This is a genomic window from Streptomyces sp. CBMA291 (genome assembly GCF_014596525.1).
Taxonomy (GTDB): Bacteria; Actinomycetota; Actinomycetes; order Streptomycetales; family Streptomycetaceae; genus Streptomyces.
In genome coordinates this window covers 71,001-86,272 of the sequence record NZ_MSJP01000067.1, presented here as the reverse complement: position 1 = coordinate 86,272, position 15,272 = coordinate 71,001, and the positions used below count along the sequence as shown (strand labels likewise).

Sequence of the window (15,272 nt, the reverse complement as noted above, 5' to 3'; positions counted from 1 at the left end):
CGAACGTCAAGAGAATCCGAGCGAATGATCGAAACTCCTTTCTTTCGATCATTCGCAGGGGGGAGTGAACTAAGGTCGGAGGACCACCACCACCGCGAGGGGGAACTGCGCGTGCGCGAGAGTGCTGCCGACCGACACGACCGACTGCTGGCCCTGGTGCGCGAGCGCGGCACCGCCCGCGTCTCCGAACTGGCCGAACGGCTCGGGGTCTCCCCCGTCACCGCCCGCAGGGACGTCGAACTCCTGGCCGGGCGCGGGCTGCTCGACCGGGTGCACGGCCAGGTGTCCTGGCCGGAGCGGCAGGGCGGCGGCGAGGGCGCGCGGCCCGCCGAAGGCCTGGTCATCGGCCTGCTCGCGCCCTCCGCCACGTACTACTTCGCCGAGGTCATCCAGGGGGCGCACGAGGCGGCGGCGCGGGCCGGCGCCCGGCTCGTGCTGCGGATCTCGGACTACCGGCCGGAGGAGGACAGGGCCCGGACCGAGGGGCTGCTCGCGGCGGGCGCGGAGGGCGTGCTCGTCGCGCCGGGCTGGCGCGGGACCGAGGACCGGCCCGCGTACGGCGACTGGCTCGCGGAACTGCCCGTGCCCGCCGTGCTCCTGGAGCGCACGGCCGAGCCCGGCAGCCCGCTCGACGGCCTGGACCGGGTCTCGTCCGACCACGGCCACGGCGTGCTGCTCGCCCTGCGCCATCTGCTCTCCCTCGGGCACGCGACGCCGCTGCTCGTGGCCCGGCTCGACTCCCCCACCGCGCTCGCCGTGCGCGCCGGATACGCCGACGCGCTGAAGACGCTGGGCCTCGCGGAGCCCCGGCCGGTCGTCGACTCCGTGTCGGCGGAGGCGGATCCGGAGGGGTTCGAGCGCGCGGTGCGGACGCTGCACGACGCGGTCCGCTCGGGGCTGACGAGCGCGGCGCTCGTGCACAACGACGTGGACGCGATCGAGGTCGTGCAGCGCCTGGCCCAGCTGGGCGTGCGGGTGCCGCAGGACCTGGCGCTCATCGCGTACGACGACGAGGTGGCGGCCCTCGCGGACATCCCGCTGACGGCGGTGGCCCCGCCGAAGCGCCAGGTGGGGCGGCACGCGGCCGAACTCCTGCTTGAGCGGCTCACGGAGCGGCCCGGCGAGGACGCGGCGCGGCGCCATCTCGGACTGCTGCCGAGGCTGCGCGTACGGGAGTCCTGCGGGGCGGCCGGGGCCGGTACGGGCGGGGTCGCGAGCGGGGTCACGGGCGGGGTCACGGGCGGGGTCACGAACCCCTCCGCGAACCCTTCCCCGGCCGCTGGTGCGAACAGGGTCGCGGGGGCCGACACGCCCGACCTCCGCCGCTGATCGAACTGATCTTTTTTCGATCAAACAATCTTTCGCTCTTGACTTCGGTCATAAACGGACACAGGATCACGCCCACAACCTCCCAAGACCGCCCAGAGGAGCCGTGCCGTGACTCTCAGTTGGAGCAGAACGTCCCGTGTCATAGCCGGCACCGCCGCCGCCCTCGCCGTGCTCACGGCGTGCGGCGGCAGCGGTGACGACACAGCGAAGAAGTCGGACGAGCCCGTCAACCTCACCTTCTGGGGCTGGGCCAAGGGCTCCAAGGACGTCGTCGACGCCTTCAACGCCTCGCACACCGACATCAAGGTGAAGTTCGAGGAGATCCCCTCCGGCACGGCGGGCGGCTACGCCAAGATCTCCAACGCCGTCAAGGCCGGAAACGCCCCCGACCTCGTCTCCATCGAGTACTCCTCGCTCCCCGAGTTCGTCAGCTCGGGCGCCCTCCAGGACATCGGCGGCGAGTTCACCGAGGCCGACCGTGCCAAGCTGCTCCCGCAGACCGTCGAGCTCACCACCCTCGGCGGCAAGACCTGGGCCGTCCCCTTCGACGCCTCCCCCCAGGCCTTCTTCTACCGCAAGGACCTCTTCGAGAAGTACAAGGTCCAGGTCCCCACCACCTGGGACGAGTTCAAGAAGGCCGCCGAGCAGGTCAAGAAGGCCGACGCCAAGGCCCGTATCGCCACCTTCTTCCCGGACGACCCGACCACCTTCGAGGCCATGGCCTGGCAGGCCGGGGCCCAGTGGTTCAAGGCCGAGGACGAGACCTGGAAGGTCGACACCACGGACGCCGCCACCACCAAGGTCACCGCCTACTGGCAGGGCCTCCTCGACGCCGGGCTCGTCCACAAGAACGCCTCCTTCAGCCCCGAGTGGACCGGCTCCCTCAAGAACGGCTCCACCATCGGCTACCTCGGCGCGTCCTGGGGCGCGGGCGTCCTCAAGGGAACCCTCCCCGAGCAGGACGGCAAGTGGGCCGTGGCCCCCATGCCCAGCTGGGACGGCAAGCCCGCCAGCGGCATGCTCGGCGGCACCTCCTTCGCCGTGACCAAGGGCAGCAAGCAGAAGGCCGCCGCCGTCACCTTCGCCAAGTGGATGACCACCACCGAGGAAGGCATCAAGGCCCGCATCGCCTCCGGCACTTCCTCCGCCTTCCCGGCCGCCACCGCCCTGCGGCCCGCCGCCAAGAAGGCCTTCGACGCCGGCTACTACGGCGGCCAGGACATCTACGCCCTCTTCGAGGCCGCCGGTGCCTCCATCAGCCCCAACTGGGCCTGGGGACCGACCACCGGCACCACCAACACCACCATCAAGGACAACTTCGGCAAGATCACCCAGGGTGGTCCCGGCATCGCCGACGCGATCAAGGCCGGTCACGACGCCACCGTCGCGGAGCTGACCAAGCGCGGCCTGAAGGTAGAGGGCTGACCGAATGAAGGCCCGCACCCGCGCCGCCACGATCCTGCTGACCCCGTTCTTCGTCCTGTTCCTCGCCGTGATGGTGGTGCCGATCGGATACGCGGTCTGGCTCAGCCTCTTCACCGAGAAGCAGTCGGGACTGGGCTTCGGCGGCGCCGAGACCGTCTTCAGCGGCCTCGACAACTACACGGCGGCGCTGGGTGACCGGGCTTTCCGCGAGGGCTTCGTCGTCCTCCTCGGCTACTGCCTGTTCTACATCCCGCTGCTGCTCGCCGGGGCCCTCGGCCTCGCCCTCCTGCTCGACTCGGCGCTCGCCCGCGCCCGCCGCTTCTTTCAGCTCGCGCTGTTCCTGCCGCACGCGGTCCCCGGCATCATCGCTGCCCTGATCTGGGTGTACCTCTACACGCCCCAGCTCAGCCCGGTCGTCCAGGCCATGGAGAGCGGAGGAATCGGCTTCGACTTCTTCTCCCCCGAAGGCGCCCTCCCCTCCGTCGTCAACATCGCGCTGTGGGAGTGGCTCGGCTACAACATGGTCATCTTCTACGCGGCCCTCCAGGCCATCGACCGGTCCGTCCTCGAAGCGGCCACCGTCGACGGCGCGGGCGCCTGGCGGATCGCCTTCGCCATCAAGGTCCCGCTGGTCAAGGCCTCCCTCACGATGGTCGCCCTCTTCACCGTCATCGGTTCGCTCCAGCTCTTCACCGAACCGCTGATCCTCAACAAGGGCACCGGCTCCGCCGTCACCTCCACCTGGACGCCGAACATGTACGCCTACACCGCGGCCTTCGACCGCAACGACTACGGACTCGCCGCCGCGGCCTCCGTCCTCCTCGCCCTGACGGCGGCCCTGCTCTCCTTCGGAGTGACACGGCTGAACGGCCGCCGGGCCGCCCGGAAGGAGCGCACCGCGTGAACGGCTCCCGCCCCGCGAACCGCTGGCTCTCCAAGGCGGCCGTCAACGGCGCCCTCGTCCTGGCCGTCGTCTACATGCTCTTCCCGCTGGTCTGGCTGGTCACCGCCGCCACCAAGGACGCCGGTGGACTGCTCGCCGGAAACGCCTTCTCCTTCGACGGCTTCGACCTCGGCGGCAACCTCTCCCGGCTCGCCTCGTACAACGACGGCATCTACTTCCACTGGTACGCCAACAGCCTCCTGTACGCCGGGATCGGCGCCCTGGTCTGCTCGCTCGTCAGCGTCGCCGCCGGATACGCCTTCCACGTCTACGACTTCCGGGGCAAGGAGAAGCTCTTCGGCCTCGTCCTGCTGGGCGTGCTCGTCCCCACCACCGCGCTCGCCCTGCCGATGTACCTCCTCGCCAGCGAGGTCGGCATCGTCAACACCTACTGGGCCGTCTTCATCCCCGTCCTCGTCAACCCCTTCGGCGTCTACCTGTCCCGGGTGTTCTGCGCCGGCTACCTCCCCGACGAGGCCCTGGAAGCCGCCCGTATCGACGGGGCGAGCGAGCTGCGCGTCTTCTGGTCCATCGGCCTGCGCATGGTCATGCCCGGCTTCGTGACCGTCTTCCTCTTCCAGTTCACCGCCATCTGGAACAACTTCTTCCTCCCCCTGGTGATGCTCTCGGACCAGAAGCTCTACCCGCTGAGCCTCGGCCTGTACGCGTGGAACAGCAACGCCCACGCCGAACCCGACTTCTACCCCCTCGTCGTCACCGGCTCCCTCCTCGCCGTCGTCCCCCTCGTCGTCGCCTTCGTCTCCCTCCAGCGCCACTGGAAGGCCGGAATGACCGCCGGCAGCGTCAAGTGAGGAAGCCAGGTACCACGATGCACCCGACCACTGACAATCGGCCGTCCCTCCTCCTCGCCATGGGCGAGGGCGTCGCCGACCGCCTCTTCGACGACACCCACCGCGCCCGCCTCGGCGCGCTCACCCGCACCGATCCGCACCTGGTCGCCCACGACCTGAACAGGCCCGACGAACGCGTCGCCGCCGCCCTCGCCGAGGCCGAGATCCTCCTCACCTGCTGGGGCGCGACCCCGCTCACCGCCGAGGTCCTCGACCGCGCCCCGCGCCTCAAGGCCGTCATCCACGCGGCGGGTTCGGTCAAGCACCACATCACCGACGCCTGCTGGGAGCGGGGCCTGCGCGTCACCTCGGCCGCAGGGGCCAACGCGCTGCCCGTCGCCGAATACACCCTCGCCGCGATCCTCTTCGCCGGGAAGCGGGTCCTCGAATCCGCCCGGCAGTACGCGGAACTCGGCGCCGCACCCCCCTGGCTCGCCGAAGCCGCCGACTGGGGCAACTACCGGCGCACCGTCGGCATCGTGGGCGCCTCCCGCATCGGCCGCCGGGTCATCGAACTACTCGCCCCCTTCGACCTCGACGTCCTCCTGTACGACCCGTACGTGACGTCCCCGCCGCCCGGCGTCACCCTCGTCACCCTCGACGAACTGTGCGCCCGCAGCTCGGTCGTCTCCGTCCACGCGCCGCAACTCCCCGCCACGTACCGCATGATCGACGCGGAGCGGCTGGCGGCGATGCCGGACGGGGCGACCCTGATCAACACCTCCCGGGGCTCCCTGATCGACGAGGAAGCCCTCCTCCCCCACCTCGTCTCGGGCCGCCTCCACGCGATCCTCGACGTCACGGACCCGGAAATCCCGGCCCCGGACTCCCCCCTCTACACCCTCCCGAACGTCCTCCTCACCCCCCATGTGGCCGGTTCCCTGGGCAACGAACTCCACCGCATGACGGACCAGGCGCTGGGAGAGGTCGAGCGTTACGTACGGGGGGAGGCGTTCGTGGAGGAGGTACGGGTGTCGGACTTGTCCCGTTCGGCGTAACGGGCCAGGAGGCCGCGGAGACGTTCGCCTTCGGCTACGAGGAGGGGGACGGTCTCGGGGGCGCAGTGGAGGACGGCCGGGAGGTCCTCCCTCCAGTCGCCCAGGTGCAGGGCGCGGGCGGCGCACTCCCGGGCGGTCTGCGGGTGGGGGTGGACGAGGGCGAGCTTGGTGTAGAGGGCCGCGCGCGGCTGCCCGATCGTGTTCAGCTCGCCGAGGAGAGTGAGCGCCTGCTCGTACTCCTTCTCGGTGATCAGCTGCTCCGCTACGGAGATCAGGGCGCTGCCCGCGTCCAGCGAGGCCGTCTCCCGGACGTAGTCGACCGCTTCCTCGTACGAGCCCAGCAGGACGAGGGCACGGGCGACGGCGGTCTCAAACGTATTGCCGTCCCAATCCCGCATCTCGACCCGCGCGCGCTCCACCAGCCGTACGGCCTCCTCATGTCGCCCCAGCGTGAGATAGGCGCGGGTGACGTCCACCAGGACGAGCATGATCAGGCCCCGGCTCATGACCTGCTCGGGCTTCCGCAGCCATCGGGCCGCCTCGGCCACGCGGCCCGCCCGAGCGAGACCCGTCGCCATCACGGCCGACAGTCGCCACTCCTCGAAACCGCCCGCCTCCTCCAGGAGCGGCAGTGCCTCCTCCCAGGCTCCCGCCTCCACGAGCCCCCGCACCGCTGCGGAGAGCAGTTCGTCCGCTGCGGAGAGCAGTTCGTCCGCTGCCCGCGCCCCGAGCCGGGCCACAGCCGTGTACTCCCCCGCCGCGAGCCGCGCTTGCAGGACCTTGACCAGCCATCGCTCCCGTGTCCAGGCGTTCTCCTCCTGCCAGGCCAGTTCCTCCGCCCGGTCCCGCTGCCCGCGAGCCAGGAGCACCGTGGCGTGCAGGGGATCGTCCTCGTCCAGGCCTCTGTGGCGCCGCACCGAGGCGAGCAGATCCTCGGCCTTCGCCGCTCCGGACCCGTCGCCGAGCAGGCAGGCGGCCAGCGACAGCATGCTCCAGGCCAGGGGCCTCGGGCGGGGAACCCGCAGCCGGCGCTCCAGCGAGGTGAGCAGTTCGACGGCGGCGGCCTGCTCACCGGCGTCGAGCAGGGCGTCCGCGATGCCGATGCCGATCCCGGAGTCGGACGGCCCGCCGACCAGCAGGGCCATCGCCTCCGCGCGGCGACCCGCGGCGCACAGGGCCTTCGCGTAGGCCGCGTGTACCTCGATGTCCCACCAGGTATCCGGGCGGGCGCGCAGCGCCCCGACCCGGTCCAGCTCCCCCGCGCGGAGGTGCGCCGCCGCAAGCGCTCCCCAGAGGAGCGAGTACGGAGCTTCCAGCGTAGCTTTTTCGGCTTCTTCCAGGAGTCCGGCGTTCAGCATTTCCCGAGCGATCGTTTGCCGGATCTGGCTCTCCATGTACCTCGGGGCCGACTCGGCGGCGGCGCGCGCCCGGTCCCAAGCTCCGCCCCGGGCAAGGGCATCGCCCCAGTACTCCGGCTCCCTCTCAGAGGTGGCCAGCAAGGCGTCCAAGCAGTCGAAGGCGCCTGCGGCGGCCAGCGCCCGTACCGTGCTGTCCCCGCCGGCCCGGTCCACTCCATCGGCCAGCTCCGCCAACGCCTCGGCCAGAAACAGCCCGCCCTGTTCCACCCGGCCTGCGTCCCCCCACGCCCGGGAGGCATCGAGCAGCAGCGCCGGACGCAGTGCCGGACGCGCCACCGCCGCTTCCCGTACCACCGCCTCGGCACGGTCCGGAAAGTGTGCCGCGAGCAGGGCCCGGACGACCGTCTCCGTCATCCGTGTGCTCAGGTCGCTGTCGGGTTCGGCGCGGGCGAGCGCGGCCGCCCGGTCGTACTCCCCCGCCGCACACCGCGCCGCGACCAGGTGGGGCACCACCTTGCCGAAGTTCGTCAGTGCGTCGATCCGTTCGTACGCGCGCTCCGCCCGGTCCCGGTGCCCCAGGGCCAGGAGCAGCCTCACCAGGCTGTCGCACAGGTTGCGCCGCTCGTGGACATTGCTCTCCCCGTAGAAGAGCCCTTCGGCTTCCACGGCAAGCTCCTCGGCACGCGCGCGATCCCCCCACTCGATCAGCCGCAGCCCGACGACGCACAACCCCCGGCCGGTCGCGACCCGGTCCTCCCTCCGCACCATCGCCACCGCCCGTTCCACCTGCCCGGCAGCCGCCCAGCAGGCCGCGAGTTCCGCCGGGATCTCGCGGGCGCTCCAGCTCAGCTCGCTCCGTCGAAAGGCGAGCCGCAGCATGGTCGCCACCAGGGCCTCCCCGTCCCCCCGTTCAAGCACCGCCTCGCCCGTCGCGCGGATCTCCGCCAACGCCCCGCCGATGCCTCCCGTCTCCTCCAGGAGCCGTTCGTGCCGGGGCCCGTCCAGGGCGCAGGTCAGCATCCCGTCCAGGTCGCCGGTCTCGCGGAGCATCGGGAACCAGCCGTGCAGCAGATAGGCGGGGGACCCGGCGGGCCAGTCGCGGGCGCGCCATTCCTCCGCCCAGCCCCGCAGGGTCTCCCGGCACCGCTCCAGTTCGCGGTGGCCCAGCATCTCCCGCGCGGCGACGGCCAGTTCCTCGTGGGCGAGCAGATACGCCCCGCCGCGCAGCGCGAACGTGCGTCCGGGGCCCGTGCGCAGCACGTCGCGGACCTGATAGGGGATTTCGCCGGTCAGTTCGGCGAGGTCGTCGGCGGTCAGTCCGCCGCCCGCCGCCGTGAGCAGGGCGAGGAGTTCGTACGTCAGTCCGCCGCCGGTCAGCAGGCTCTTCAGCTCCCGCTCGGCCTCGTACCGGATCACGCGGGCCCTCGGGGAGGGGGCGAGGATCCGGACGGTCGCCGGGTCGCGGAGCGGATGGCCCTCGGGGACGTCGGCGGGAAGCGGCGGGTTGAGCCGCCCGGAGACGAGGACCGGGAGGTCGGGGCGGCTGTACGGGAGGAGCGCGGCGATCGAGTGGGCCTCGGGTCCCGTCGTCAGGCCCCGGTCCTCGTCGAGGCCGTCGACGAGGAGGACGAGCCGCTCGCCGCGCCGGGCGCAGGTATCGGCCGCCGTCTCGTACAGGCGCAGCAGATGGGCCTCGCGGGTGGCGGCGGTCAGCAGGGCGGGAAGGCCCTCGCCCGCGAGGTGGGCGAGCTGTTCGAGGACGACGTCCACATAGGCGACGACGTCGTTCTGGGCGCCGAGGCGGGCGGTGACGAAGAAGGGGACGATCCGTACGCCCTCGGGGGGATGGAGGGCGAGCCAGGACATGAGCGCCGACTTCCCGGCCCACGCGTCCGCCCGCCACCAGCGGTAGCCGCGTCCGGTGCGGCAGAAGTCGGCGAGTTCGGCGAGTTCCGTCTCGCGGTCGACGAGTTCGGGCGGGGCGAGGCGGAGGAGCTGCGTGCGGTACGCCGAGCCGACCGCCCGTTCCGCCCCCGGCCCCACCGTGTTGTTGTCGCCGATCACCACGACGCCCGTGCCGTCGTTGTCGACGCTGATCCCCCGGTCCACGCCCCCATGCTGCCAGGTACAGGAGGGCGGAGAAGGCCGATCAGGGGCTTCGGGAGGGCGGTCGCCTGCCCCCGTACGAAGGCGTCGTCTTCCCCGTACGAAGGCCTCGCCTGCCCCGTACGAAAGCGGGGAAACGCAGCGGGGCCCGGTGCTCCCCCGTAAGGGAGTACCGGGCCCCGCTGTCAGGCGCGTCAGGCGCGTCGGACGATCAGGCGTCAGGCGCCCGACACGTCAGGCGTCAAGGGACTCAGTGCGAGTGCCCGTGGCCGCCGTGGCCGTGCTCCGCCGGCTCCTCTTCCTTCTTCTCCACCACGAGGGTCTCGGTGGTGAGCAGGAGGGAGGCGATGGAGGCGGCGTTCTCCAGGGCGGAGCGCGTCACCTTGACCGGGTCGATGACGCCGGCCTTGACCAGGTCGCCGTACTCGCCGGTGGCGGCGTTGAAGCCCTGGCCCTTGTCCAGCTCCGCGACCTTCGAGGTGATGACGTAGCCCTCAAGGCCGGCGTTCTCGGCGATCCAGCGCAGCGGCTCGACGGCGGCGCGGCGGACGACCGCGACACCCGTGGCCTCGTCGCCGGTCTTGCCGAGGTTGTCCTCAAGGATCTTCACGGCGTGGACGAGCGCGGAGCCACCACCGGAGACGATGCCCTCCTCGACCGCGGCGCGGGTCGCGGAGATGGCGTCCTCCAGACGGTGCTTCTTCTCCTTCAGCTCCACCTCGGTGGCGGCGCCGACCTTGATCACGCACACGCCGCCGGCCAGCTTCGCGAGGCGCTCCTGGAGCTTCTCGCGGTCCCAGTCGGAGTCCGTGGACTCGATCTCGGCCTTGATCTGGTTGACGCGGCCCTGCACGTCCTCGGAGTTGCCGCCACCGTCGACGATGGTGGTGTCGTCCTTGGTGATGGTGACGCGGCGGGCGGTGCCGAGCACGTCCAGACCGGCCTGGTCGAGCTTGAGGCCGACCTCCTCGGCGATGACGGTGGCACCGGTGAGGGTGGCCATGTCGCCGAGCATCGCCTTGCGGCGGTCGCCGAAGCCGGGGGCCTTGACGGCCACGGCGTTGAACGTGCCGCGGATCTTGTTGACGACGAGGGTCGAGAGGGCCTCGCCCTCGATGTCCTCGGCGATGATCAGGAGCGGCTTGCTGGCGCCGGCCTGGATGACCTTCTCCAGGATGGGCAGCAGGTCCTGGATCGAGGAGATCTTGCCCTGGTTGATCAGGATGTACGGGTCGTCGAGGACGGCCTCCATACGCTCCTGGTCGGTGACCATGTACGGGGAGAGGTAGCCCTTGTCGAAGGCCATGCCCTCGGTGAAGTCGAGCTCCAGGCCGAAGGTGTTCGACTCCTCGACGGTGATGACACCGTCCTTGCCGACCTTGTCCATGGCCTCGGCGATCAGCTCGCCGACCTGCTGGTCCTGCGCGGAGAGCGCGGCGACGGCGGCGATGTCGGACTTGTCCTCGATCGGGCGCGCGGTGGCCAGGAGGTCCTCGGAGACGGCCTTGACGGCGGCGTCGATGCCCTTCTTCAGGGCGGCCGGGGAGGCACCGGCGGCGACGTTGCGCAGACCCTCGCGAACCAGGGCCTGGGCGAGCACGGTGGCGGTGGTGGTGCCGTCACCCGCGATGTCGTTGGTCTTGGTCGCCACCTCCTTCACCAGCTGGGCGCCGAGGTTCTCGTACGGGTCCTCGATCTCGACCTCGCGGGCGATCGTGACACCGTCGTTGGTGATGGTGGGGGCACCGAACTTCTTGTCGATGACGACGTTGCGGCCCTTGGGGCCGATCGTCACCTTCACCGTGTCGGCAAGCTTGTTGACGCCGCGCTCAAGGGCGCGACGGGCGTCCTCGTCGAACTTCAGGATCTTCGCCATGGGAGCGGTTCAGCCCTCTCGGAAAACTGGTGTGGAACGAACAGCGCCCCGGTGCCCGGTAAGGGCCCGGGGCGCAGCTCAAAGCATCTGCTTCGGGTGAATTACTTCTCGACGATCGCGAGCACGTCGCGAGCCGAGAGGACGAGGTACTCCTCGCCGTTGTACTTCACCTCGGTGCCGCCGTACTTGCTGTACAGCACGATGTCGCCGGTCTGGACGTCGAGCGGCAGACGATCGCCGTTCTCGAAGCGACCCGGGCCCACGGCCAGGACGACGCCCTCCTGGGGCTTCTCCTTGGCGGTGTCCGGGATGACCAGGCCGGAGGCGGTGGTCTGCTCGGCGTCGAGCGGCTGGACCACAATGCGGTCCTCGAGCGGCTTGATGGCAACCTTGGAGCTGGTGGTCGTCACGATCCGACCTCCCCCTTCGGAGATCTCACGGGGTTAACTGTCTGAGGTGGCGACCAGGTGGATCCGTCGTCGCGGGTGCCGGACCTGCCCGTCGCTGTGTTGGCACTCTCCAACGGGGAGTGCCAGAGCCGAGACTATGACCGCGATTAGCACTCGGTCAAGCGGAGTGCCAGTTCCTCACTCCGTGGCGGCTCCGGTACGGGGTTCAGCGCGTCCCGGCGGCCCCCGTGCCCGCCGCCGTGGGCGGGCGCTGCCCGGTGCCGTGCGCGGGTCCCGTTCCGATCCGCTCGACGGCCTTGCGGCCGAGCCGTTCGAGGGAGTCCACGGTCGAGGCGCAGCCGGTCAGGGCGAGGAGCGCGGCGGCGAGGAGCACGGTGGCGCGCGGCGGCACGGCGAGCGGGCGCCGGGCCCGAGGCCCGTTCCGGGGAGGGCGCCCGCCCGTGCGGCGTGCGCGTCTCACACGTAGTCCTCCAGCTTCGCCACGGCGTATCCCTTGGCCGTGATCACGTCCATCACATGGCGGATCATGTCCGGCATGGTGCCCTTCCACTCCTCCTTGCCCCGGAAGTGGGTGAGGACGATGTCGCCGGGGTGCAGGTCCCGGTCCCACTCGCGCCACTCCATGTGGTCGGGGAAGGCTTCGGCGGCCCAGAGCGGCACCGCCTTGACGCCGCAGCTCTTCGCGGCGCGCAGGGTGTCCTCGTTGTAGTTGCCGTAGGGCGGGCGGAAGAGCGGCGGGCGCTTGCCGAAACGCTTCTCCATGATGTCCTGCATGCCGCAGATCTCGTGGTGCTGCTCGTCGTACGAGAGTCCGGGGAGGTAGCGGTGGTGGAGGGTGTGGTTGTGGAGCGCGATCCCGCCCTCCTCGGACTTCTGCATCCGGCTGAAGTAGCCGTAGTTCTCGCTGACGACGTAGTCGCTGAGGAAGGCGCTGTACGGGATGCGGAGGTCGTTCATCATCCGCAGCAGGTCGGGGTCCTTCTCGGCGCCGTCGTCGATGGTCAGGAAGACGACCTTCTGGTCGGTGGGGACGGTGGTGAAGACCGGCGGGAGGTCGTCCCCGTCGGTCTCGAAGCCCTTGCGGGTGGTGATCTCCGGTTTGGCGGCGGGCGGGGCGGGCGCGTCGAGCGGGGGCCGGGCGAGGCCCCATTTCCTGGCGGCGGCGACACGGGCGGACCGCTGCTCGCGGACCTTCTCGACGTAGGTGTCGAGCGCTCCGGCGGCGCTCCGTTCCTTGGCCTGCCGCGCGGCGGCGGGACCGGGCGCGCCGCCTGCCGGTCCGGTGCCGCCGGAGCAGGCAGCGGCGGCGGAGGCGAGGGCGGCGACGACGAGGGCGGCGGCGAGCGCCCGCGCGGAACGGTGGACACCTTGTGTCATCATCTATTCCTTTTGTCGTACGAGCGGTATGGCGCCGCATCCTGTCAGCGCGGGGGTGCGGGCGGGCCCGCGACACCGCCGTACCGCCGCCGCCGTCCCCCGGCCGGCCGCCCTCGTCCCCCGGGCGGCCCACAGACTCCGGGGCGGGGCCGCCGCCTGCGCCTTCTCGGGGGCGTTCCTGGGGTCACCCTTGGGGACGCCTGGGGTTCTGGTCCCTTGGGGACCTGGCGACCTGGCGACCTGGGCCGACCCTCGGGGTCCCTGGGGCCACCCCTGGGAACGCGCCGCCCCACGGGTCACCCGCCCCACCGGTCACCCCGCCCCCACACCACCCCGGCCGTCCCTCTCCCCCGCAGGGACCACAATGGGACGGGTGACCGATCTCGACTCCTTCGCCCCGCTGCTCGGCCCCGAGGGCCAGACCCTGCTGGCCGCCCTGCGCGACCACGACCCCGCCCAGGAACTGGCGGTCGTCTCCCGGCTGCGCCGCGACCACCCCGCCGAGCTGGTCACGGCGGCCGTCGGACAGGCGCGGCTGCGGCAGCGGGCGGTGGCGAAGTTCGGCGCGGACGCGTACCGCATGTACTTCACGCCCCACGGCGTCGAGCAGTCGACCCGCGCCGCCGTCGGCACCCACCGGGCCACCCGTCTGAAGGCACTCGGCGTCCGGAGCGTCGCCGACCTCTGCTCCGGGATCGGCGGCGACGCGATCGCGCTCGCCCGCGCCGGGATCTCCGTCCTCGCCGTCGACCGCGACCCGCTGACCGCCGCCGTCGCCCGCGCGAACGCCGAGGCGCTCGGCCTCGCCGACCTCGTCGAGGTGCGCTGCGCGGACGTCGCCGACATCGACACCACCCCGTACGACGCCGTCTTCGTCGACCCGGCCCGGCGCGGCGGACGCGGCCGGATCTTCGACCCCGAGGCGTACTCCCCGCCGCTCTCCTGGGCCGTGGAGGCCGCCCGCAAGGCCCCGCACGCGGCCCTGAAGGTCGCCCCGGGCATCCCCCACGAGGCCGTTCCCGAGGACGCCGAGGCCGAGTGGATCTCCGACGGCGGAGACGTCAAGGAGGCCGTGCTGTGGTTCGGTACGGAGCCGGGCGCCCGCCGCGCCACCCTGCTGCCGTCCGGCGCCGCGCTGACCGGCCGGGGGCTCCCCGACCCGGCGGTCCGCCCGCTCGGCCGCTATCTGTACGAGCCGGACGGCGCCGTCATCCGCGCGCATCTGGTCGCCGAGTTCGCGCAGGAGGTCGACGGCGGTCTGATCGATCCGACGATCGCCTATGTGACGGCGGACGCGCTCCTGCCGACGCCGTACGCCGCCGCCTACGAGATCACCGACGAACTCCCCTTCAACCTGAAGAAGCTGAAGGCGCTGCTGCGGGAACGGGAGGTCGGCAACCTGACGGTGAAGAAGCGGGGCTCGGCCGTGGAGCCCGAGGAGATCCGCCGCAAGGTGAAGCCGAAGGGCCCGAACGCGGCGACGGTCCTGCTCACCCGGGTCGCGGGCGCCCCCACGATGCTGATCGGCCGACCGGCGAAGGGCTGAGCGGTGACGCGGCGGGGCCCGGTGCGGCCTGAGCGGTGACGCGGCGGGGCCCGGTGCGGCCGGGGCCCGGTGCGGCCGGGGCTCAGTGCGGCCTGGCTCGGGGCGGCCGATGTTCAGTCGGCTGGAGGGTTCGGTGCGGCCGGGGCCCGGTGCGGCCGGGGCTCAGTGCGGCCTGGCTCGGGGCGGCCGATGTTCAGTCGGCTGGAGGGTTCGGTGCGGCCGAAGGGTCCAGTGCGGCCAGGGGCTCAGCGCGGCCGGGGCGAGAGGCGGACCGCCAGGCGGTAGTGCCCGACGGCCTTCGCCAGGCCGGTCAGTCCGGTGATCCAGAGGATCAGGGCGGCGCCCATGCCGTAGACGACCAGGCCGTAGCCGTCCTCGTGGGTCGCGCCCGCCGGGACCGCGAAGCCCGTCCAGAGGCCGAGACCGCACAGCAGGCTGGAGAGCAGGAACCAGCAGGCGCTGAGGGCGGGGGCGCGCAGCCGGGCGTCCGTCGGGCCGTGCCGGTCGAGGGCCGCCCACTGCGCGAGGCGCTCGCGGACGGTCCGGTCCTGCCGCAGGCTGCGGACCGTCAGCCAGACGGCCGGGACGAGTATCCCGATGCCCAACGCCGTGGTGACGACCCCGAAGACGACGGAGAACGGGTCGACCAGGGGCAAGCCGAGGGCGATGATCAGGACGCCGATGAGCGACCAGCCCAGTTCGAGCAGGAGGAACCAGAGCAGGAACAGCGCGAGCCTGCCGCCGCCGAGCAGCCGGCGCCCCAGCTCGTCGAGGGCCCGCGCCCGGTCGGCGAGCAGCGCGTCCCGGTCGGGCCAGCTCCGAAGCTCGGCGGGCGGGGGCGGCGGCGGAAGCGGAGTACGCGGGGACATGCCAAGCACCCTAAGGGAATCCGGACGCCTCATCAGAGGGCCGCCAGGTCAGGGGGGTTGCGCTCCGGGGCGGCTTCCGGGGGGACGGGTGGGCGAGGGGGCAAGAGTGCGGATGGGCGGATGGGCGGGTGGGCGAGGGGCGAGGGTACGGGTGACCGGGGCTTCGGAGGGCCGGAGTCGCCGA

General features: G+C 71.8%; 12 protein-coding genes. 6 read left to right on the top strand and 6 right to left on the bottom strand.

Features of this window, described 5'->3' with window-relative positions:
- Positions 1 to 111 precede the first annotated feature (111 nt).
- From BU197_RS17290 to BU197_RS17270, 5 genes are all read left to right on the top strand, one after another.
- A complete protein-coding gene (locus BU197_RS17290) occupies positions 112 to 1,329 on the top strand; it encodes a substrate-binding domain-containing protein (protein WP_317452192.1) in 1,218 nt (405 codons plus the stop codon).
- A 108-nt stretch (positions 1,330 to 1,437) separates the two neighbouring features.
- Positions 1,438 to 2,754 (top strand): ABC transporter substrate-binding protein, encoded by a 1,317-nt coding sequence (locus tag BU197_RS17285; protein WP_188269171.1) that lies wholly within the window; start codon positions 1,438 to 1,440, stop codon positions 2,752 to 2,754.
- A 4-nt stretch (positions 2,755 to 2,758) separates the two neighbouring features.
- Positions 2,759 to 3,658 (top strand): carbohydrate ABC transporter permease, encoded by a 900-nt coding sequence (locus tag BU197_RS17280; RefSeq protein ID WP_188269170.1) that lies wholly within the window; start codon positions 2,759 to 2,761, stop codon positions 3,656 to 3,658.
- On the top strand, positions 3,655 to 4,509 hold the full coding sequence (locus BU197_RS17275; RefSeq protein ID WP_188269169.1) for a carbohydrate ABC transporter permease: 855 nt from the start codon (positions 3,655 to 3,657) through the stop codon (positions 4,507 to 4,509). The genes BU197_RS17280 and BU197_RS17275 overlap by 4 nt, the downstream gene beginning before the upstream one ends.
- A 17-nt stretch (positions 4,510 to 4,526) precedes the next feature.
- The gene (locus tag BU197_RS17270) at positions 4,527 to 5,546 is read left to right on the top strand and encodes a hydroxyacid dehydrogenase (protein WP_188269168.1); all 1,020 of its coding nucleotides are present in this window, start codon (positions 4,527 to 4,529) and stop codon (positions 5,544 to 5,546) included.
- Here BU197_RS17270 and BU197_RS31020 read toward each other — a convergent pair.
- From BU197_RS31020 to BU197_RS17245, 5 genes are all read right to left on the bottom strand, one after another.
- A complete protein-coding gene (locus BU197_RS31020) occupies positions 5,483 to 9,013 on the bottom strand; it encodes a hypothetical protein (protein WP_188269167.1) in 3,531 nt (1,176 codons plus the stop codon). The genes BU197_RS17270 and BU197_RS31020 overlap by 64 nt on opposite strands.
- 247 nt (positions 9,014 to 9,260) lie before the next feature.
- Positions 9,261 to 10,886, bottom strand: a complete 1,626-nt coding sequence (gene groL / locus BU197_RS17260) for a chaperonin GroEL (RefSeq protein ID WP_188269166.1) — start codon at positions 10,884 to 10,886, stop codon at positions 9,261 to 9,263.
- Between the two features lie 101 nt (positions 10,887 to 10,987).
- Positions 10,988 to 11,296, bottom strand: coding sequence for a co-chaperone GroES (groES, locus tag BU197_RS17255; protein WP_188269165.1), 309 nt, complete (start codon positions 11,294 to 11,296; stop codon positions 10,988 to 10,990).
- A 205-nt stretch (positions 11,297 to 11,501) separates the two neighbouring features.
- Complete coding sequence (locus BU197_RS17250) at positions 11,502 to 11,756, bottom strand: hypothetical protein (RefSeq protein ID WP_188269164.1); 255 nt, start codon at positions 11,754 to 11,756, stop codon at positions 11,502 to 11,504.
- Positions 11,753 to 12,673: a polysaccharide deacetylase family protein gene (locus tag BU197_RS17245; RefSeq protein ID WP_188269205.1), complete on the bottom strand. Its 921-nt coding sequence runs from the start codon at positions 12,671 to 12,673 to the stop codon at positions 11,753 to 11,755. Before BU197_RS17245 ends, BU197_RS17250 begins: the two co-directional genes overlap by 4 nt.
- 364 nt (positions 12,674 to 13,037) lie before the next feature.
- Between BU197_RS17245 and BU197_RS17240 the strand changes: the two genes are divergently transcribed.
- Complete coding sequence (locus BU197_RS17240) at positions 13,038 to 14,219, top strand: class I SAM-dependent methyltransferase (RefSeq protein WP_223183283.1); 1,182 nt, start codon at positions 13,038 to 13,040, stop codon at positions 14,217 to 14,219.
- A gap of 245 nt (positions 14,220 to 14,464) precedes the next feature.
- Here the strand turns inward: BU197_RS17240 and BU197_RS17235 are convergent, their stop codons facing one another.
- Positions 14,465 to 15,088 carry a hypothetical protein gene (locus tag BU197_RS17235; RefSeq protein WP_188269162.1) on the bottom strand — a complete coding sequence of 208 codons (624 nt, stop codon included), beginning with the start codon at positions 15,086 to 15,088 and terminating at the stop codon, positions 14,465 to 14,467.
- Positions 15,089 to 15,272 lie beyond the last annotated feature (184 nt).